The 22592-nt window shown below is 48.1% G+C and carries 13 protein-coding genes; 3 read left to right on the top strand and 10 right to left on the bottom strand.

Annotated elements, in window-relative coordinates:
- Positions 1-404 precede the first annotated feature (404 nt).
- The 6 genes from NQZ67_RS29250 to NQZ67_RS29275 form a co-directional block, all read right to left on the bottom strand.
- Positions 405-2354, bottom strand: coding sequence for an FtsX-like permease family protein (locus NQZ67_RS29250; protein ID WP_257452944.1), 1950 nt, complete (start codon positions 2352-2354; stop codon positions 405-407).
- A complete protein-coding gene (locus tag NQZ67_RS29255; RefSeq protein WP_257452945.1) occupies positions 2351-3106 on the bottom strand; it encodes an ABC transporter ATP-binding protein in 756 nt (251 codons plus the stop codon). The genes NQZ67_RS29250 and NQZ67_RS29255 overlap by 4 nt, the downstream gene beginning before the upstream one ends.
- Positions 3107-3207: 101 nt before the next feature.
- Entirely contained in the window at positions 3208-4212 is a 1005-nt protein-coding gene (locus NQZ67_RS29260) for a sensor histidine kinase (protein WP_257452946.1), read from the bottom strand.
- Positions 4209-4898, bottom strand: coding sequence for a response regulator transcription factor (locus NQZ67_RS29265; protein ID WP_257452947.1), 690 nt, complete (start codon positions 4896-4898; stop codon positions 4209-4211). Before NQZ67_RS29265 ends, NQZ67_RS29260 begins: the two co-directional genes overlap by 4 nt.
- A gap of 155 nt (positions 4899-5053) precedes the next feature.
- Positions 5054-9223 carry an NACHT domain-containing protein gene (locus NQZ67_RS29270; RefSeq protein WP_257452949.1) on the bottom strand — a complete coding sequence of 1390 codons (4170 nt, stop codon included), beginning with the start codon at positions 9221-9223 and terminating at the stop codon, positions 5054-5056.
- A 228-nt stretch (positions 9224-9451) separates the two neighbouring features.
- On the bottom strand, positions 9452-10018 hold the full coding sequence (locus tag NQZ67_RS29275; protein ID WP_257452952.1) for an SF0329 family protein: 567 nt from the start codon (positions 10016-10018) through the stop codon (positions 9452-9454).
- A 339-nt stretch (positions 10019-10357) separates the two neighbouring features.
- On the opposite strand from NQZ67_RS29275, the gene NQZ67_RS29280 reads away from it, so the two are divergent.
- Both NQZ67_RS29280 and NQZ67_RS29285 read left to right on the top strand, forming a co-directional pair.
- Entirely contained in the window at positions 10358-12370 is a 2013-nt protein-coding gene (locus tag NQZ67_RS29280; protein WP_257452955.1) for a cohesin domain-containing protein, read from the top strand.
- A gap of 96 nt (positions 12371-12466) precedes the next feature.
- Positions 12467-13501, top strand: coding sequence for an S-layer homology domain-containing protein (locus NQZ67_RS29285; RefSeq protein ID WP_257452957.1), 1035 nt, complete (start codon positions 12467-12469; stop codon positions 13499-13501).
- Positions 13502-13574: 73 nt separating this feature from the next.
- On the opposite strand, the gene NQZ67_RS29290 is transcribed toward NQZ67_RS29285, so the two are convergent.
- The 4 genes from NQZ67_RS29290 to NQZ67_RS29305 all read right to left on the bottom strand — a co-directional run bounded on the left by NQZ67_RS29290 (position 13575) and on the right by NQZ67_RS29305 (position 16972).
- A complete protein-coding gene (locus tag NQZ67_RS29290) occupies positions 13575-14048 on the bottom strand; it encodes an SRPBCC family protein (protein ID WP_257452959.1) in 474 nt (157 codons plus the stop codon).
- A gap of 102 nt (positions 14049-14150) precedes the next feature.
- On the bottom strand, positions 14151-14741 hold the full coding sequence (locus tag NQZ67_RS29295) for a response regulator transcription factor (protein WP_257452961.1): 591 nt from the start codon (positions 14739-14741) through the stop codon (positions 14151-14153).
- The gene (locus NQZ67_RS29300; RefSeq protein ID WP_257452963.1) at positions 14713-15954 is read right to left on the bottom strand and encodes a sensor histidine kinase; all 1242 of its coding nucleotides are present in this window, start codon (positions 15952-15954) and stop codon (positions 14713-14715) included. The genes NQZ67_RS29295 and NQZ67_RS29300 overlap by 29 nt, the downstream gene beginning before the upstream one ends.
- 55 nt (positions 15955-16009) lie before the next feature.
- Positions 16010-16972 (bottom strand): tRNA dihydrouridine synthase, encoded by a 963-nt coding sequence (locus NQZ67_RS29305; protein WP_257452965.1) that lies wholly within the window; start codon positions 16970-16972, stop codon positions 16010-16012.
- A 323-nt stretch (positions 16973-17295) separates the two neighbouring features.
- On the opposite strand from NQZ67_RS29305, the gene NQZ67_RS29310 reads away from it, so the two are divergent.
- Entirely contained in the window at positions 17296-22563 is a 5268-nt protein-coding gene (locus NQZ67_RS29310; protein ID WP_257452967.1) for a sugar-binding protein, read from the top strand.
- The last annotated feature ends 29 nt before the right edge of the window (positions 22564-22592 follow it).

Here is a 22592-nt window from a genome sequence, read left to right on the forward strand (position 1 = left end):
AGAAATCTAACAAAAAAAGGTGGCAGGTGGCCAGGCGGGGGAGGAGGCCTCCTCCCCCGCCTGGCACCTCATTGATCCATCCCAGATGGATATTCTACAAGCTTACACAAACTTCTTGACGCTACCGGCAGCTGTACCTATTATCGTATTTTTGCGGATGGTTTCGGCTCAACGGAACTGAGCGCCCTTATTTCGCTTATATTCGCATTCTTTTAACGGTAACGGAACTCAGCGCCGTTATTCGCCTGTTTTCATGGTTCTTCAACGCGAAACGGGAGGAATAAGAGCGCCCTGTTCCGCTAGCCTCCTAAAAAGACTCATTTTTCGAAGAATAGCGTCTCTCCGTTCCGTAAGCTTAAGCTGCTATGTTCCAGCGTAATCGGAAGCCTAAGCTGCCGTCGCTTTTATAGCGATTCCCTTATGACCCGTCTGTAATACAGGACGGAGAGAACTCCGAAGCTCGAATACAGCGCCGTGTACAGCACCATGACAATGAGCATAGGCGCCGCTAGCTCCGTTCCGAACAGGAACCAGCCGGATTTGACGGCAAAATAGCTATGGCTGAGTCCCACGACAAGCGGAATGCCGAAGTTGAACAGCTGCTTGAACGCGATGCCTCGCAGTAAGTTGCCCTGCGTGAAGCCGAGCTTGCGCAAGATCGTGTAATTCGGCTTCTCCTCCTCGCTTTCATCCATCTGTTTAAAATAAAGAATGCAGCCGGACGTGATCAGGAACGCGAGCCCGAGGAAGGCGACGATGAACATAATCAACCCCATGTTCAAGCGCCCGTTCATCATGATCTCGTATTGGGAGAAAGCTTGGGACGAATCGGACGGCCTCGTGTCGGCAAATGCCTGCCGCGCCTCTTCCATTCCGGAACGGTCCGCAATGTCCACGCCGTAGTACTCCTGGAATATTTCGCTCTGAATAGACGGATCAAGATCCCGAAGCAGCTTCTCATACACGCTGTCATCGACGATCGTTGTCGGTATTCCCGTGCCAAATCCATAGTACAAGACGCTTTGTTCCTTTGTGCCTACCAGCTCATGGGGAATCGTTCCGTTTTGCCCGATGAATTTGATTTTGCCGGTCTCTTTCATCGACAGGAAATTTTGCAGCGCTCCGCCGTAGCTCATGAACAGAGCTTCGCCCGGCTCGAGCTCGATCCCCTCGACCATCGCTTCGCTAAGAATCGGAGATATGAACGAGTTCCCCCCTCCCCCTTGCAAGGAAAGAATGTCAGAGGATGCGATGCTCGAAATATCAATTTCCACATAGATCGGCTTCCTATGAATAACGTCATAAGCAATTCCCCGTGCATCCAGCTCCGCAAGAAACCGCTCCTTCTCCTCCACGTTCGCGAAAGCGAAATCGTTCGGAACATCCCTCTTCGCCTGCGCTTCAGACGAATAATAAGAGATATAGCTTAACGACAGCAGCCCGATCGCGAGCGCGGAGACGGTCGTAATGACCGTAAGCAGCAATGCGTTCGACTTCATGCGGAACATGATGGAGGACAGCGACAACACTTCCCCGATCGACAGAAAACCTCTTTTGCTCTTGCGGATGGCGTTGAAGATGACGCTGACGGACCCTTTGTAGAACAAGTAGGTGCCGATAATAACGGATGCTAGAATGAACATCATCGCGAGCATAAGCTCGAGCATGTCCGTAAATCGACCCTTGAACAGCTCCGTCGAGACGAAATAACCGAGCAAAATGAAGGCGATCCCGCAAATGCCGAGCAGCAGCTGCCATACGGATCGCTTCTGCACCCGCTGCTGGGCTACGGATACGGCGCGGAACAAGGACAGAATGCTCTGCCTTCGAATGAACGTGTAGTTCATGAGCATAATCAGGAGATAAATAGCGGCGAATACGATGACCGTCTGCGTCAGCGCTTCCGGCGAGAAGCGCAGCTTCGCCATCTCGTCCACGCCGATAATGCGGAACAGAATCATCAGGAGCAGCCTGGAGACCGCGAAGCCGGCCGCAATGCCGACAATCATGGAGCCGAAATATAGAATCAAATTTTCGGCGGTCAGGATTTTGAAGATGCGTCCCTTAGTCAGACCGATCAATTGAAACAACCCGATCTCCTTGCTTCTGCGTTTGATGAAAATCGTGTTGGCATACAGCAGGAAGACGGCAACAATGGCGATGAGCAGCACGGATGCCGCTCCGAGCGCCGCCGCACCTTTGACCGAGCCTTTGGCTTCATCCATCGACGGGTCGTATTGCAGCGTCACGAACGAGAAATACAGGCCTACGCTGAAGATAAGAGCGAACACGTAGAGATAGTAATTTTGAATATTCTTCTTCAAGCTCCGGAAAATAATCGTGCTCAGATTCACCCTTGAACACCGCCCAGCACGCCTTGGGTTTTGATGATGTCGCTTAAGAGAGCTTGCCTCGACTCCTCGCCTTTATGAAGCTGGGAGTAGATTTGGCCGTCCTTGATGAAGACGACGCGGCTGCAGTAGCTCGCGGCCACGGGATCGTGGGTGACCATAATGATCGTCGCCGCGTGCTTCGCGTTCATGTGGCTTAGCTTGTTCAACAGATCGGAGGCCGACTTCGAATCCAGCGCTCCGGTCGGCTCATCCGCGAATATGATGCTCGGATCGTGCACGAAAGCCCGGGCCGCGGAGGTTCGCTGCTTCTGGCCTCCCGAGATCTCGCTCGGATATTTGTCCGCAAGCTCATAGATGCCGAGCTCCGTGGCCACCTGCTTGAATTTCTCATGCGCCGCTTGCTTGGATATCGGCTTGATGGACAGCGGCAGCAGCACGTTTTCTTTCACGGTCAGCGTATCCAGCAGGTTATATTCCTGAAAAATAAAGCCAAGATGCTGCTTCCGGAATTCGGCCAGCTTCTTCTCCTTCATGCCCGTAAACTGCTTCCCCTCAATCTCGATCGTCCCTTCGCTAAGATGATCGATGGAGGAAAGCACATTGAGGAGCGTTGTTTTGCCTGAGCCGGAAGACCCCATGATCCCGACGAATTCGCCTTTATTGACTTTAAGGTCGATCCCCTTCAGCACTTCCTGCCGGTTGAATTTATTGCCGTATATTTTGTGTATTTTTTTGGCCTCTAGAATAACCATCGTGCTACACTCCTTCGTTTCTGATGAACCTATCGTACCCTAGTCGCTTCCTGTTTTCCTTCGTTTCGGCGAACAAAACAGAAAAGCATGTGACATTATTGTCACATGCCTGTCATTCGGACAAAATCGTTGGCTAACGGGAAAGTGAGCCGGAACGTCGTTCCGCTGCCGTAAACCGATTCCGCCTCGATGCGGATCAGAAGCGATTCGGCTGCTTTTTGCGCTAAATAGAGGCCCATGCCGGTGGCTGCGCTGTCCTGATGCATCGCGGTCGACGTGAATCCCCGTTCGAAAATGCGAGGCAAGTCTTTGGCGCTGATCCCGCGTCCGAAATCCTGGATCTCTACGATGACATGTCCATCCTCCTCGCGGCTGCTCACCGCAATATCCGAGGACTCGCTGTACTTGACCGCGTTGGTTAGGATTTGCCTCAATATAAAACCTAACCACTTGGCATCGGTCAGCACGCGTTCCGCCTCAAGAGAGACGTCGAAGCCGATTCCCTTCTGCATGCACCAGGATCGCAAATCCTTGATCTCTTTGAACAGAACCGGCGCAAGCGTCGTATCCTCGACATACAGATCGTTCTCCATAAAAGGAATCCGTCGTTGATGCAGCTGCTGATCCAGCAGATGATGAATCCGCAGCCACTCGTACTCCAGCCGGGCTTTCGCCGGTTCGTCCGCTAGACGGTCAATGATCAGCTGCATCGCCGTCAGCGGCGTTTTCACCTCGTGAATCCAGCCCAGCAGCTCGTCCTTCTCTTGCTCAAGAAGCATGAGATGGCCGGATGCCTCCTTCTTGTAGTGAAGGGTTTGCGCCGACATGGACTCCTCCACGATCCTCTCGAAAGGGCTGGCGGCTTCCTTCGAGGATGCGGGGTCGCAGGTATGATCCCAGACCTGAAGCTGCTTGTAAAATCTCGTTTCCTTATAGTAGCGGACAACAATAAATAGAAGGCAGACAATAGAAGATAATAACGTAATATACAGGATCGGCATCAGCGGAATAGATGCATCAATTGCGGCGACGAATAGGATGAGCAGATGCAAGAAGACAAGCAGCAGCAGCCAGCTTCGTCTTTCCGCGATGTACGGGCGGATCATGCTCCCGCCTCTTCCGTAGCCATGTAGCCTTGGCCGACCTTCGTTTCGATATACGAGCCAAGTCCGATCGTTTCGAGCTTTTTGCGCAGCCGGTTGACATTGACGGTCAGCGTATTGTCGCTGACGAACTGCTCGTCGTTCCACAGGCTTGTAATCAGCTCCTCGCGGCTGACAATCTTGTTTTTGCGTTCGATCAAATATTTCAGGATAAACATTTCGTTCTTCGTCAGCTCCGTCGCGCCCCCGTCGTTCGCAATCGTGTTTTTCGTAAATTCGACGGCTGCCCCCCGCCATGTTTTGAGCGGAGTAGGCTCCGTGTTATAGTCGTACGTCCTGCGCAGAACCGCTTGAATTTTGGCGATAAGCACGTCGAAGTGGAACGGCTTCTGCACGAAGTCGTCCGCTCCAAGCTGCATCGACATGACCATGTCCGTCGGGTGATCGCGGGAGGAGAGGAAGATGATCGGCACCTTGGAATGCGCGCGGATCATCCGGCACCAATGGAAGCCGTCGAACTTCGGCAGCTGAATGTCGATGATGACCAGGTCGGGATTCGCTTCCGCGAACTCCTGCATAACTTGATCAAACCGCTCGACGCCGTATATTTCGTAAGACCACTGGGACAGGCGCTCCTTCATTTCCTGGAACAGCGTCGCATCGTCTTCTATGCACATAATTTTAAACATTAGCTTAAGTCACCACGTTTCTTATGTCTCTCTATAGTTTATAGGAAAGCTTTGCGTGAGAACCCTCCATCCTTGCAACTGCTCGATTATTCAGTGATTCAAAATGATAAAATGTACTCCCTATTGGGAAATACACTAAGATATCGGTAAACAGCTTACAGGTATAAATTCATTACATACGATCTAACATGCACTCCTTGTTTTGAGAAACTTCTAGCTTGATCTCTCAGTATATCCTTTGTAGCTTGCAATCCACATGATGGAATTGCAGATTTACGATTATCAGTCACATCCCACCTCGAGCTTTCAAACCAACCAATTAGGTATAGACCGTATTTACACTTGCCCTCTTTTAAATATCTGCCTACTAATTGAGTTTCCATTGCATGATATATCTCTCGATGCCAATTCCCTTTAACCTCGATAATAACGGTAATGGCATCAAACGTCCCTCTAGATCTTCCTGGTAATATTGCATTAACATGAATATCAGTGCGCTCACCAGGCAATGATCCAGCACTTCTCCGTATTTCCACCTCTCGGTTAACAATGATTCCCTTTCCTAAAAGATCTTCTTCCAAATGCTGTTTTACATAATCCGAAAGTTCATTTTCAGATCTTGGGCGGTATTTCTGTCGATCAACTTCATTCCAGAGCCACACTACTGCTGGTGTAATTCCATGTAATTTCTGCTCTAGCCTGTTAAGTGATTCAATTAATACTTCCAGTAACTGACTTTCACTTTGAACCAACCTACGATGTCTATTTCCCACTAACTGGACGACTTCTATAGGGGTTGGCGGGGACCAGGTATTACGGCGTGTGACACTTTGTGCTTCAAGTAATGCCCACTTTAACCACGAAGGTTCCGGCAATTCAGAGACTATCCGTTCAATTTGATTGCAAGATTCTAACGTCCCTTTGTTTGACAAGTAGCGTAATATCCCATCCCTGAAATCAGCTATCTCTTCACGAGGCCCGACCCAATGTGCCATCTCGTCATCATGATTCGGATCTTCTTTATGTGGAAATCTTTTTACTAGCCAAATATATAAATCAGCCAGTGCCGTCTCTGATAATAATTGAATTAATTTGTGCCCATCAACTCTGCTTGAAAAAGAGAGAAAAACATCTTGAACAAAATCGGGATATGACTCTTTAAGTAACCATAATGTATCCCAACCGACATTCCGAGAGTTATTTAATAATACTACAGCAGCATTTATTGCCAGTTTACGGGAGTCTTCAACAACTAACAATTCGGGCTTGATTAATGATATAGCATACTCTTCTGCTCCAACTATTTTATTTCGTATCAACTCATCAAGTAAGCACTTTATAGATTCTGGCATCAAACTCTGCATCTTTAACATATTCAATACCACTTCACCTAATCGAGTATCCCAGCATTCCTTCATTGATCTTATAATAAACACATTGGAATGTTGTTGATTTTCTTTGTCTATAAGGCGCAGCAAATCTGCAATTACCCTATCAGGAGCATTAATGTAAGCTAATTTAACTAACTGACCATGTATCATTCCTTCATTACGTTCTGACGTTACCCACTGCGTAAGAATAACTGGGGACCAGTTTTCCCAATGAGAAGACGTTAATGATAGTAAAAATGTATTATCTTGCTCATAAACCAACCTTAAAGCCCTATATCCTGCCATGGCTGATCTATACCGCGTATCCGTTCCAAACCAATTGGTGGCCTCCGAATTTTTCTCTAACAGATATTTCCTTGCAGCGGACAGGATACGCACTTCATCGTTAGCGTTAACCTTATTCCAGCTTGGTAATGCTTTTATATTTGGTTCATATTCCTCCACATGCCCCTTCTCATCATTTATGCCCAAATCCCAATTTAATTGCCACCAAGCATCTAAATGCCCCGCTTCGAACTCCTCAAGACGTAAGGTTATTCTTTCATCAATAGGTGGATGAAGCTGTGGATACTTTTCTTTCGACTCCTGCCCTTTTAATCTCCTCATATATCTTTCCTTTAACTCACGAGCTTGTGCAGAATCTAATGGGATACTTTGAAAAAAAACTCGGCAGTGCTGAGCTAACATTTTGTTATTATTAATAGCAGAATAGAGCAACTCGACTTGCTCGGGACTAGACGTATTAAAAGTCCTTTTTAGTAAGATGCTCCATTTTTGTTGAAGTTCCGGGCTGAGATCATTCTTCAGTTGTTCAATCATCCACGGAAAATCTTCTGACTTAATGAGCCCAGAAAATGCAGATGTAAGAATGACTTCCTGTTCAGATTCTGTGTTCAGCAATGAAAGAATAAGTGTTCGCCGTGCAGTATGATTTTGTAATACATCTTTAATGTAACTAAAACTATCGAAATGTACTAACCGTGCTCGTACAACATCGGTAAAAGCTATAAGAATTTCATGTATGTCCAAATACTGACCTGCTCTGTTTAGAATCCCATACACTAAATCATCAATTTGAGAATCAAATCTTTCATCAATAGCATGCTGAAGAACCCATTTTAATGCAGCAGGTAAATCCTTAACTTGAAGTTTCTCAAGGATTTCATAGTTCAAAAACACCCTGTATATTCCTGTGAAATTTCTGCGTTTAGGAAGAGAAAGTAGAGGAAATAATTCTTCCCCGGATAGATACTGAGGCCACAGTGCTCGAAGTGCCGCCCCTTTCAACTCATCATCAGGGTCTTCTCCTGCATCAGACTTGACCAATGGGATAAGCTTCCTTTTAGTTTCTTCATCTGCAAACTCAGATAGTGCATAACCTGCTTGAGTTCGAATTTGATTATCCTCATCCTGATTCAACACAACTTTCAGTAAATCATCTTGTAATATTTTTAATTTACACGCTCTGGCTATTCGAATAGCAGCGCGCCGTGCCACATAACTAAACTGTCGGTCTAGCACATACGGTTTTAGTTGTTGTTCTAGAGCAGGGTTATTCAATTTATAGAAAAATTCATCAAAATCCCAATCTCTAATTTTTTCTGCATCATATAGTTTTAGAAGACCATCGACCAAAGATTTTTTATCTTCCGTGTCCGCACTTGCCACATCACTTCGAAGAAGCACCTGCGGATCATGATTAATAATTTGACGAAACACATCTACGTTCAAGGTAGCTATCCAAGCTGAGACCTCATGGAGCTGCGGAATTAGCTTTCGTTCTGAATCAAGAGGATGTTCAATCAAACTCATAATTTGCTCAAGCGACAGTTCAGCTTGAGAGACATATAGAGCTGCCAAAAACTCCGCATACGTTTGATGAACCCATCCAAAACGATTCAACCCCCTTGAAGAAAATAAACCTGTAGAAAGAGTTTCCTCAATTTCTGATTCAGGAATTATTAATGAGGCCTCAATTAGCTTAGGATGAATACCCGAAATTTCACTTATGGTGATATCCTCCACAGGAACATCACCCAAATTAATGCCACGCCACACAGCATATTTATTTGAAAACACCATCAGAGCTGCAATTCGTGCAGCTACTTTCAAACGTTCCTTAGCTCTCATACTACCTTTATTCCGAGATGCAACTCTGCTTTCATTTGTTTCTTCACAGAGAAGCTCACAGCCCTGCAAATATAGCTCTTTTTGAGTAGATGGAAAGTTACCATGCCTTGTATAAAGATTTAATAGAAACTTTAACGTGATTGGTTTAATAGCAAGTGGAATTACTCCTTTCTCCCGTATTTCACTCATAAACCTATCAGCATCTATGCCTAGCTCGACTGCTGCATTATAAACATCCACTCTTCGTAAAGGTGTCAACTCCATGATCTGAATATTGTCATTCCCCCACAAATCCGCTAGCTCTCGCTCAAGTAGACTTGGCCAGTCCGCCGTTCGACAAGCGATTCTCAGAAAAAGTTTCTTTAAGTGGGGGTTGTTTTTATATTTTTTAAATTCTTCTGCCAACAAAGTCGAAACATAATCTATCCGGAGTAAGCATTCATCCAAACTATCCAAGAACAGATGTAGATTATGCTCCCCTTTCATGCATGACTCAAACATCTGATTCTCAAATATATTTCTAACTAAACGCTCCTCCGTTCCATACGAACGAAGATCAATCTTGAGAGTATGATTATCTTCCGTTCTCTCAATACTTTTTAATGCCTCTGTTTTACCGATGCCTGGTTCCCCCAATAATATTAAGCAAGGCACCTCTGAAATCTTATCAAATGAAACAACATGCTCGTTATAGATATCCCCAAATTCGGATTCTGGATTGTATAGATAACCTCCATCGGATAGATTAATTGTGCCAGTTCGAGGACACCAGAATCTTTTCCAAGAAAAGGTGACAGTATTCAAGAGAACCACCTCCAGTAATTAACAATCTATTTCGAGTGGATACGACACTTCCCCTGCTTTTTCCCATAAAAATAAGCACCAGTTAGGTGCTTATTAAATAAATGATCATCCCACTCCTTCCTGTACCACTTTATAAAAAAAGTATTACACGTTTAAGTGAAATTACCCATGCATTCTCAAGGATTTGTAGGAACTATTCCAAATCCAAGGTCTAGTATTCTGAAAATCTTATAATCCAAGCCGCAGCTCATAAAAATATTGCACGCTCGGGTGCTTCTGCTTCATCAGCTGGCGCATGTTTATCAATCGCTTTTTCCCCACTCGTCTATCTATCAAAGCCAATATATTCAATAAAATATCGTCGCTCTCCAGGCTCTGATCGATAGATGCAGCCAGAAACCGGGTTGCCGTCACGACAAAACTGGACTTGGTCAACTCGTTCTGCGCCAACATGAGCAGCTTGGCATGCTCCGATTGTTTCCTGCTTCTTGCGATCACCTGAAGCCGTTCCTCCGGAATGCTCCCCCCGCCGCTTCGTCTAACGGCCTCTATCTCTTCGTCGCTGACAAGGACCTGGATGTTCGGATCGTTTTTGATCTCTTGTTCCGTCTCGTACCATCTTATCGGTGTGGCGGCATCCGCCATGTTGAGAATGTTCTTCTTATCGACTGTAAGATAACACTGTCCGGCCTTCCCCGGCAAATAACGGTAGCTTGTTGAGCTATATTCGACCGTTCCGGCTAGCGCGGGACAAAGAAAGCTTTCCAGTTGCTGCTTCAATTTGCTCCAGGACATGACTGCCTCCTATCCAATTCTGAAAGCACTTAGCTTGTTAGTATTGTACCACAGCCGGATTTACCGTACCGTTTCAAATGTTCTCCCGCCTGCAGATACAAAAATACCCTCTCGACAAAGAGAGGGTATTCCTCATTGCTTCAGCCTTCAATAAAAGTAGACGACGGATAAACGTGTAGACAAATGCACATTGTTACTCATGTAAAGCGTGCTTATACTGAAAGCGTATACAACAGGATCCCCTACGACTTACACAAATTTAAAAAAAATGGAAGGTGGGATGAATTTATTTACTTAGCAGCTTTCTAAAACATTTCGTTTTGAAGGGAGCAGTGGAAAATGTTTAAGAAAAGATACGTTACGGTTTATTTGTTTCTCGTCGTCATGTTATTCAACCTTCCTTCGGCCTTCGCCGACGAAGAAACGTCGGATGGGGCTTTATCTTTTATTCTTAAAAATAAGAACTTTGCTTTCAGCGAGCGTACGGATGCCGTCATTATCGACGCGGGCAATAGGGTAAGCGATTCCTCGTTGTCTGTATCGGACTTTAATGTGCATGTGAAAGCGACAAGAAAAGTGGACCCTAGTTTTGTAGCTTATGACGGCCCCCGCGAGGTCACGGATGTTTATACTAGCCAAGTCAATGATACCGGTACTCCTTCCGAAACCGGAAGGTATATTATCGTTGACTTTGCCGACGTTGGCTGGGGCGACGGCGGTACAACGAGCGATGGTGGCTACACCTTCGATTTGCTGTACACGATTACGTATAACGGGGATAAGCTCGACTATGTGGATGGATCCTCGATCGTGCCGACATTCATCCAGACCGGTGCCGTAAGCCCCGTCCTCGATAAATACAAATATGCAAATCATGACGGGCTGGATTACAGCTACTTCTATAACGAGGATGCCGAGGGGCCGCTGCCTCTGGTCGTATTCTTCCATGGCGGCGGACAGGGCAACGATATTTACACGCCTATCCGATTCAGTAATGGCGGCACCATATGGGCCAACCCCGAGAATCAGGAGAAATATCCAACACATGTACTAGCGCCTCGTAATGCAACAACGGTTCAAAGCATGCATAAAGTTAAAGCGGTCATCGATGAGATGATCGATGCCGGCAAGGTGGACCCGAACCGAGTCTACATTACCGGATTTTCGATGGGCGGAGGCTCCACCTGGACCTTCTTGCAGACATTCCCCGACTTCGCTGCCGCAGCTGCGCCCTTGTGTCCCGCAGGCGGGCCCGGCACAGTGGAGAATGCTAAGGCTGTAGCCAATTTGCCGCTCTGGACCTTTGTCGATGAAGAAGATTTCTTGTACAACTCCGTAGTGAACACGGACAAAACCTACTCGCCTTACTGGAACGACTCCCTGTTGACCATCATTCCTTTTAACCAATTAAACGACCCTCCTTATAACGGACACAGATTTGACGGGCACGCCGTATGGCTTCCGGTCTATAACGAATATGTACACCCTGAGCGCGGCATGCTGATCGACTGGCTATTCTCCCAGAGCAAAATAAGAGGGATAGCCGAAGTAGAGGCTACTACGGAAATCGGGATTGCTCCCGTACTGCCCGAAACAGTTGCTGTAGAAGTTAACCAAAACGCTGCCGGGATTGCTACGGAGGAGCGCTCGGTTGCATGGGATGCCATTGATCCGCAGCTCTACAACAAGCCGGGAGTATTCGAGGTGCAAGGTGCAATTGAAGGTATCGTAGAGAAGGCAACCGCTAAGGTGACCGTCGTCTCCGCCTCCGCCATTCTGTCAGGCCCAGAGCAGGTGCAGCCGGGTCAACAATTCGATGTCACTTACGGTCTGCAATACGTGAATAAGGACGTGTATGCGCAAGACGTTACGATCGAATACGACTCCGTTAAGCTGGAGCTTGTCGGTCAGCCCGTATCGTTAGATTCCGAGAACTTCAAAATAGTCGACACGGATCAGCAAGAAGGAACTATTCGGATCCTCGGCGTTCACATGAATGACAGCGTTACCAATCCGAATCATAATCTCATTAAGCTTAGCTTCAAGGCCAAGGAAGCAGCCGGAGTAGCGAATATCGAAGTCAAGCAGCTCACCCTTGCCGACGGCGAGGGAGTAGAAGCGGAAGCGGACGGAGATACGCATACGGTAGAAATTCGCAAACCAACTATACCGGGTGACGTCAATGACGACGACAGAGCAAGCGTTGGCGATCTGGCCCTTGTTGCTAAAGCTTATGGCAAAAATTCGAACAGTCCGGATTGGAATCAAGTGAAGAAATACGACATCAATAATGATGGCACAATCGACATTGAAGACCTATCCAGCCTGGCGCGTCTCATCCTAAATAAATAATTGTAATCATAATGCTCAAGGGTATCGCCAAAGCTTAGCTCGGCCGATACCCTTAGAGCTGTCCCCCGACTTCTATAAACAAAGGAGACGATTCATTTGAAGCTTCGAATATGGCCGTTGCTGCTGTCTACCCTTCTACTATTTATGATGTTGTCGACCATAGCATATGCTGAGGACAAAACGACTTTCTCTTTGAACAGCCCCGCCAGCCCTATAAAAGTTGGCGATGAAATAGCGATCACCGTTGAAGGACATAACGTGAAGGACGTTTACGGATACGAGCTTCGTCTATCCTACGACCCGAACGTATGGAGCTTCCGACAAGCTTCCACTACTTGGAAAGGCTTCACGGTCCCTCCGATCGTCGAGAACGGAAACCTTACCTTCGCGCACACTAAGATAGGGAATAGTAAGGGGGAAAGCGGAACCGTGCCTTTCGCCACGCTGCGATTCGAAGCAATCGGTCAAGGCGATTCCGCTATTCGATTAACGCGCGTCAAGCTGGTTAACAGCGGAGGCAGCAGCACAACGGAAGAACCAAGCTTGGTGTTACCTGTCAATATCGCTACTAAAAATCCGGTAAACTACTTGGACACGAAAGGCCACTGGGCCGAGAAGGACATTGCAAGGGCGACGGAGATGGGCTGGATTAACGGATATCCGGACGGCAGATTCGCTCCGCAAAACGAGATTAACCGCGCGCAATTTACTACGATGCTCGCAAGAGCGCTCGCGCTGTCTTCCCAGTCAGACCTGGCTCAGACTTTTACGGACCATGAGCAAATCCCGGCCTACGCAAAAGCCCATGTTTCGCAAGCGGTTGCTGCCGGATTGACGCAAGGATACGAGGACGCCACGTTCAGGCCGGCACGGTCCATTACTCGATCCGAAATAACGGTCATGCTTATGCGCGTATTAGGTTACGAGGACAAAATGGCTTCGAATCCTCCCCTTGCCTATGAAGATGCGGACCAGGTTCCGGAGTGGGCTTACCCAGCCGTTGCGGCCGCTTCGGACATGGGCATAGTCAAAGGAAGGGACAATAACAAATTCGCCCCAGGCGATTATACGACTCGGGCCGAAGCCGTCACCTTGATTCTAAGAATAGTAGATCGCATTTCTTCAACCTGAATAAGGAAGACGGCTAGGCATCATTCGCCTAGCCGTCTTTTCTTTTCGTTTTATCAGTTAGAAATCACGCAGCTCAAGCCTCGCGCCTTCGCATCAGTTCCTTTTCAAGACTCTCTCTCCCTCTTGCCATCGCCCAGTAATGGTTCGAGGTGAAGATCGGCTTCAGGATCGGCGAGAACAGTTTGAGCAGGGGCTTCTCGGCGTTCACATACCAATCGAATTGTACGTTCACGTATTCCCCGTCCTGCTCGAACAGCCACGTTCCGTGACCGACTAAATCTCCCGAAGACTTCAAAGAGATGGAGCGCGGCGCTAGTTCGGCCGTCTTGCATGACCTCCAGCGAAGCTTGTACGGCAGCTTGCCCCTTGAGAGAATATCATAAGCTTCGTTGCCCGTCTCCTTATCCTTGCCCCCCGATTGAATCTTCAAGTACACTTCGGGCCACCAACGTTGATAGTCCAAGAAGTTGGAGCAGATCTCGTAGATCTCCCAGATGTTTCCCTTTACCCGCCAATGGGTCGGCATGTAATATTCGTTCGCAGACATGGCTTAGTTCATCCCCTCGTGATTCATTGTCTATTAATGTAAGATAATTGGTTCAATTAAAAAATCCCCCGATTGGGGGGGATTTTTTCGAGAGCCTGTCGGCTATGGAACGATCTTCAATTCTTTGGCGCGCTGCAGCGCTCTCACGCGGTTATTGACGTCCAGCTTACGGAAGACGTTCTTCAAGTGATACTTAACCGTTTCCGAAGTAATGTGCAATGACTCCGCGATTTGCCGATTGGATAACCCTTCCGCCATATATTGGACGATCCGAGTTTCTTGTCCAGTCAGCAAGCCGGCGGCGGCAGGCTCCTCCTCGCGAACATAATCGCGATACTTCTCCTTGATCTTCTGCCAAGTTCGGGCAAGCCGTTGTTCCGTCACTGGCTTCATTAAGTAGTCTAATGCGTTCACTTCGAATGCTTGCACCGCATAATCGTCAAAGCCCGTAACGAAAATGACGGATAAGGATGGCTCGCTCTCCAGCAATAATCGGGACAACGACATCCCGTCAACTTCCGGCATGGATATATCGAGAAAAGCCACTTGAATGGGGTTCGCTCGCACATACTCATACGCCTCGCGCGGGGTCAGGAATGCCCCGCATACTTCGAGGTCCTCGTATTCGGCAAGCAGATGCTTTAGCCGTCGCACCGACAGAGGCTCATCGTCCACGATGATGGCTCTTACCATCCAACGTCCTCCTGTCTGTCGGATTGGGGAGCTCGAAGAGCACCTTCGTTCCGATTCCGACCGTGCTTTTGACTTGCAAGGTTGCGTCGTACGACAGCTTGATCCGTCGCGCTATATTTCTCAGCCCTATTCCTCTGCGTTCTGAATCCGGACCAAGGACTTCTTGCCGCTTGGCCTCACTCATTCCGCATCCGTTATCCTCGACGGTGAACCGAAGTTTCTCGTCCGTTTCCCGAATCGAGATTTTGACGATACCGCCTCTTACGCTAGACATCAGACCGTGCTTGATCGCATTTTCGACTAATGGCTGCAAGATGAGCGGAGGAATTAGGCGATTCGGATCGGCATCTATGTCGTACTCGATTGCCAATCGGTCGCCGAAGCGTACCTTTTCGATATTTAGGTAAGCCTGGGTCAATTCCAATTCATTCTCCAATGTCGTGAAAGTATCCATCTGCTTGAAGTTGAGCCCGCTTCTGAGATATTGGGAGAGGTTCAGCGTAAGCTGTTCCGCCTGCCGGGGGTTCTCCACGCAGAGGGCGGCTATCGAATTCAGGGCATTGTTTAGAAAATGCGGCTGAATCTGCGAACGTAGAAAAGCGATTTCTGCATCTTTGGCTTCCGCCAGTCGCTGCTGACTTTTCACGAGCGTCTCCTTAATCGTCTCGTTCATCGCAACGAAGATCAGCACGACGGCCACCATAACCACGGTGTACAGAAGAAAAGCGCCCAAGAACGTGTCGGATAAGCCGATAAAGAGGGCCATGGACACAAAACTGCAAACGCAATAACTAACCGTAAGACCAGTCGCTATCAGCAGCCTTCGGTTCTTATTCGCTTGCAGGAATCGGGATTGAAAATACATGAAGATCGGGATGCACATGAATACGGCCAAGGTCGTCGCATAGAAGCCGCTATCCATTCCAAGGTAGGAACGGTAGAGCAGAATAAGCAAAGATAGAAAAAGCGTTGTCTCGAACCCGCCGTAGAACGTCCCGAGAAGCAACGGAACGATTCGGATGTCGATGGATAATTGATCGGTAACGTGAACGGGAAAGGTCATGCACAGCACAAGCGCGACTCCGAATAGAAGAGCCTGCGTCAGCCTGAAATACTTCGATCTTCCGAAGCCAATCGAATAAAATAATTGGAAAGCGAAAATCAACGTAACAACGAACGCCATTTGCAGCAATAAGTCTTCGAGGATATTCATGATAACAGCCCTATATCCTTCCCACCCGTTTTATCATGCATATTGTAAGTAAGAGCTATTGCTTGCTTTCAAACTCATCGAGCAATGCACGCACTTCACTCGTTGAATTTGTATTCATTAAGTGATTTCTTAATTCGCCTGCCCCTCGGAATCCACGGACATAGATTTTAAAGAAACGAGTCATAGGCTTGTACAGACGCGGCTCCCGTGCTGAATAGTGATCATGAAGATCCAGATGCAACCGTAGAAGGTTAAGCAATTCCCCGCTGCTATGCTCCCTCGGCTCCTTCTCAAAGGCGAAAGGATTATTAAATATGCCGCGCCCGATCATAATTCCATCTACACCATACTGCTCAGCGAGCTGCAACCCGACTTGACGGTCAGGTATATCTCCGTTAATGGTCAACAGCGTGTCCGGCGCCACCTCATCTCGAAGCTTCTTAATCTCCGGGATTAGCTCCCAATGAGCGTCTACTTTACTCATTTCCTCTCTTGTCCGCAGATGAATGGACAGATTAACGATATCTTGTTTCAAGATATGGGTCAGCCAATCTCGCCATTCGTCTATAGCGCTGAACCCCAGCCTTGTTTTTACGCTTACGGGCAGTCCTCCGGCTTTGGCTGCTTGAATGATCTCCCCTGCAACTTCAGGACGACAGATCAAGCCGCTTCCTTTGCCATTCTCCGCAACGTTGGCTACAGGACAGCCCATATTGATATCAATACCTTTAAACCCTTGTTCCGCCATGCCGATACTCATCTGACGGAAGTATTCCGGCTTATCTCCCCATATGTGCGCGACGATAGGTTGTTCATCCTCTGTGAAAGTCAAACGCCCGCGAACGCTGTGGTTCCCTTCCGGGTGACAATAGCTCTCCGTGTTCGCAAACTCCGTAAAGAAAACATCGGGTCTAGCCGCTTCGCTTACGACATGGCGAAACACAACATCCGTCACATCTTCCATGGGAGCCAATACAAAAAAAGGTCGTGGCAATTCGCGCCAAAAATTATTGATCATATCATAAACCTCATTCATCTCATTTATTAGCTATCCGTTCCATTCTTCGAATGAGCTTCTCTCGATATTTTAGAACATTTGATATGGATAGTTCCACTGTGGAGGCGCGAATTCTTTTTAGCAACTATCGCAGAGTAGAGGAATGGGGCAAGAGTACCTTAAATAAGTAGAAAAAGGATAATTAAGTATCAACATGCACATTGTTACAAAAGACGCCGCTCTCTATAATGAAAGCGCAAACATAAATCGTTTGCGTGTCAAGTGTCCAAATACGATGCGGGTAAGCCGTGGCGCACCGGATCGAAAAAAAGGAGGATTTAATTATGTCTAAACGATTTAGGAAAATGCTCTCGTTCCTCTGTTGCGTGGTCATGTTGACGTCGCTAATGCCCGTCAGCTTTGCCGCCGACACCGACAACATCGCGAATGCAGAAGCGAATGAAACACCGACCGCCATGTTCGGAACTCCTGAGCTCGGATCCAACGACCTGCTGTGGTCCAAGACTATGGAGTATCCAATCGACAAAAGCACTGTACCAGAAGATCCAAGGCCGCACGCTACAGGTAACGTAAAGATTCTTTGGGACTATGACTACGTGTATGCTCGCGTAGCTGTAGAGGATAGCAATCTCTATCAGGGAGCTGGCGCAAATCATACATACGACAGCTTAGAGTTTTATGTCGGACCGGGATCCAACGGTTCAAACCAATGGCGTGTCAGTTCGACGGGCATTTTTTCAGGACAGTCCCATACGGACAGAGCTGCGTGGACCCAAATTACGGACACAGGATACATCGTCGAAATGAGAATCCCAAAAGGTAACTTGACCTTGGAGCCCGGCAAGTTTACCTTCGAGGTTTATATCAATAACTCGACGGATAAGGGTGGGGATCGCTATGAGGTCGTTTCCGCTTTCGGAAGTCCGGACACGGGTTATGGGGGCCATGCAGCATTTACAGACAGCTTAGAGCTCACTCTAGCCGATGAAGCGGATACTAGATTCTCAATCACCACATTGGCGGATACGGGCGGCACAATAACGCCGAAAGCCCCCGGCAATGTTCTGAGAGTGGAAAGCGGCGAAGACGTTACATTTACGGTTACCCCTGATTACGGCAAAATGGTAGATACGATAACGGTAGATGGCGAGGCTGTGGCAATGTCCAACAACGATAATACGTTTGCTTTAACAAATATTAGCGCTGATCATGAAGTTCGCGTAACATTTAAAGATGATCCAGCTGCTGATCAGCTTCCTTTTATCGTATGGAATGACAACTTTGCTAGCGGCGAGTACACAACGGCTGTCATCATTGACTTAGGCGAGGGGCAGGAAGCATTAGGCTCCGAACTTCATCCGGACTTGTTTACCGTGTCAGCTAGAAACACGACCCTGGCCGGTAACTCCGTGGTCTTTGAAGGAACCCGCGAGATCTCAAGAGTTTACGCCAATGACGAACCGAAAGTGCGCGGCTATCTTGGAAAGGTAAGCCATTCACCGGATTATCAGGACGGACTGGCAAGCGGCCGTTACATCATAGTCGAACTCGAGTTTTATACAGAAACCGGCGGTCGTACAACGCTGGATGGCAGCAGCAACTCGACAAGTCAACATTACAACATTGTTCAAAACGACGACATCGTGCTAACTGAAGGCGCTGCGCTTAGCCATGCCGTCTTTAAACAGGAAAACGTTGTGAATCCGATCCTTGACAAGTTTACACCACTTACAAGCGATTCGGTCAATTACGCGCTCTACCTTCACAAGGATGAACAAGGTGAAGCGTTGCAAGGAATGCCTCTCTATGTCTATACTCACGGCATGTCACGCGGCGGCACACAGGCACAGTTCGACCAAAAAGCGTCTATGAAATCCGCTAACGGTTCCGTTGCTCTGATGAAGAAAATGGAGGAAGATCCTGATCATTATGCTAGCCATATTCTGAATATTTCCTATAATGGAACCTCTACTCCACAAACAGGCGATGTTAAGAAGGTTATCGACGACATGGTTGCCAGCGGGTTAGTAGATCCTGACCGTATTTATGTGGCGGGTTTTTCATGGGGCGGCGCGTATACTAACACCTTGATTAACACATACCCTGGCTTCTTCGCGGCAGGTGCACCTATGGCCCCGGTATTCGGCTCACCGGAAGCGAGCGCAAACGAGGCTCACAGAGATCTGGCCTATTGGATATTTGTAAATGCTCATAACGTCGGAGGATACCAAACGAACCTCGATAACTTCATTACCAATAATATGCCAGAAATGAGGGGCGGAAGAGCTTCTCGTTTTGAGAGTAATGAGGCTCTTACATGGCCATATAATCAATTTGATCAGCCAAGCCAGAGACCAAATCCGGACAATACACCTGTCATGCAAGACTATATCGCGCACGAAGTAGAAGCGGCGGTTCTTTACAACGAGATTACGATGGAGAATCCGTTTACGGAGGAGACTTGGAGCATAGCCCCGATCGCACAGTCCCCTAACTTGCCGGCTTGGGACAATGACTACGCGGACGTCTTTGATTGGATGTTCTCGCAGAGTAAACGAGGCGTGCTGCCTGATTCTCCAACCGCAAAGTTCGGAACTCCTGAGCTCGGATCCGACGACCCGCTGTGGTCCAAGGCAATAGCGTATCCCATCAACAAAAGCACGGTACCAGATGACCCAAGACCGCATGCCACGGGAACAGTAAAGCTTCTTTGGGACAACGACTACGTGTATGCTCGCGTAGCTGTTGAGGATAGCAATCTCTATCAGGGACTTGGCGGGGATCATACGTACGACAGCTTAGAGTTTTATGTCGGCCCGGGATCCAGCGGTTCAAACCAATGGCGTGTCAGTGCGACGGGCATCTTCTCAGGGCTGTCCCATACGGACAGAGCCGCGTGGACCGAGATTACGGACACCGGATACATCGTGGAAATGAGAATCCCCAAAGGAAGCTTGGCCTTGGAGCCAGGCAAGTTTACCTTCGAGGTTTATATCAATAACTCGACGGAAAACGGCGGTGATCGCTATGAAGTCGTCTCCGCTTTTGGAAATCCGGACACGGGTTTCGGTGGCCATGCTGCATTCGCAGACAGCTTGGAGCTCACTCTAGCCGCTGAAGTGGACACGAGATTCTCAATCACCACATTGGCGGATACGGGCGGCCAAATTACGCCGAACGCACCCGGCAATGTTCTGAGAGTCGTTCCCGGCTCAGACAAAACATTTACGATTATCCCTGATCACGGCAAAATCGTAGATAAGGTAACGGTAGATGGCGAGGCTGTGACGATAGCGGGCGATAATACTTTTACTTTAACAAATATTAGCGCTGATCTTAACATTCACGTGACGTTTAAAGATGATCCAGCTGCTGAACAGCTTCCTTTTATCGTATGGAATGACAACTTTGCTAGCGGCGAGTACACAACGGCTGTCATCATTGACTTAGGCGAGGGGCAGGAAGCATTAGGCTCCAAACTTCATACGGACTTGTTTACCGTGTCAGCTAGAAACACGACCCTGGTCGATGACTCCGTGGTTTTTGAAGGAACGCGCAAGATCTCAAGAATATACGCCAATGACGAACCGAAAGTGCGCGGCTATCTTGGGAAGGTAAGCAAGTCACCGGATTATCAGGACGGACTGGCAAGCGGCCGTTACATCGTCGTTGAGCTTGAGTTCTATTCAGAAGTCGGGGGCAATACAACGTTGTACAGCAGTAACTCGACCAAGCAAAATTACAACATTATTCAAAACGGCGATATCGTGCTGGCTGAAGGCGCTCCGCTTAGCTACGCCGTCTTCAAACAGGCAAACATTGTGAATCCGATCTTGGACAAATTTACAACACATACGAGCGATTCGGTCAATTACGCACGCTACCTTCACAAGGATGAAGAAGGCAAAGAGTTGAAGAAAATGCCGCTGTATGTCTATACTCACGGCTTTTCACGCGGCGGCACCCAGGCACATATCGATCAAAAAGCGTCTATGAAATCCGCTAACGGTTCGGTTGCTCTGATGAAGAAAATGGAGGAAAATCCCGATAAGTATGCCAGCCATATTCTGAATATTTCCTATAGCGGCGGTTCTGCTCCGCAAGTAAGCAGTATTAAGGCGATTATCGACGACATGGTTGCCAGCGGGTTAGTAGATCCTAAGCGTATTTATGTGGCGGGCTTTTCAATGGGTGGCGGGGTTACGAGCAACTTAATCAACACCTACCCTGGATTCTTCGCGGCAGCTGCACCTATGGGAATTTCATCTGGCTGGCCGTCGGTAAGCGCTAACGCAGCTCACAAAGATCTGGCCTACTGGCTATTTGTCAATACCTATGACTCTGGAGCCAATAACGTCGATAACATTGTCAACGATATTTCGAAATTGACCAATGCGAGGGCTTCTCGTTTTGAGAGCAATGAGGCTCTTACTTGGCCATACAATCAATATGATCAGCCAAATCAGAGACCCAATCCGGAAAGCACGCCTCCACTGCCTCGCTTTATCGCACACGAAGTAGAAGCGGCGGTTCTTTACAACGAGATTACGATGGAAAATCCGTTTACGGAAGAGACCTGGAGCATAGCTCCGATTAAACAGTCCCCTAATTTGCCGGCTTGGGACAATGACTACACGGACGTCTTTGATTGGATGTTTGCTCAGAAAAAACAAGACGTACCTAGTAATCCGGGCAATCCTGGCAATCCCGGCAATCCAGGCAATCCGGGCAACGCGACAGACGTTGGATCGTCGAAGCCTTCCTACACCTTGAACACACCGCAGGATAAGCCCGCGGTCACAGACATTAACGGCAAGACTACCCTGCCTGGCGGTGGCTTGATTACGACGAAGGGCGGGTCGAAGCTTGAGGTGCCTGAAGGCACAACGATTGACTCGAACGGTAAGGTGACCATTCCGGCAGACAAGAGCGCCGAAGTTACGCTGCCAGGCGACAACGGCATAGCGCTGAACATCCATGAGGGTACAGAGCTTGAGTTCAATGACGACGCCCCTCTGGGCTTCATCGTAACCTCCGGCAACTCCTTCCATGATGTCAACATGAACAACTGGTTCTACAGCTACGTAAACTCCGCCTACACATTCGGTCTTTTCAACGGCACGGCGTCCACGACGTTCTCGCCGGGGACCTCAATGACACGCTCGATGCTCGTACAGGTACTGGCCAATCTTGAGAACGTAAACCTCTCCGACTACACGAGTTCCCGCTTTAGCGACGTGACGGACGGACAGTGGTACACGGCGGCAGTCGAGTGGGCGGCTGACAACGGCATAGTCAAAGGTGTAAGCGCAGATCTGTTTGATCCTCATGCATCGATGACACGCGAACAGATGCTAGTGATGCTGTACAACTACATGAACTACAAAGGCTATGAGATTCCTCAAAGCCAAGCTCAGTCCTTCGCGGATGAAAGCGAGATCAGTTCATGGGCATTGGAGGCCGTTAAGGCGCTGCAAGGCATCGACATTGTAACGGGCAAGGGTAACCATATCTTTGACCCTAAAGGTACCGCTACCCGTGCCGAAGTAGCCGCTATCTTTGTAAGATTCGTCGAATATCTGGCTAAGTAAAAGCGTAAACAAAAAAAGCGGACCCTTCC

The organism is Paenibacillus soyae, from assembly GCF_024623455.1.
GTDB classification, from domain to species: Bacteria; Bacillota; Bacilli; order Paenibacillales; family Paenibacillaceae; genus Pristimantibacillus; species Pristimantibacillus soyae.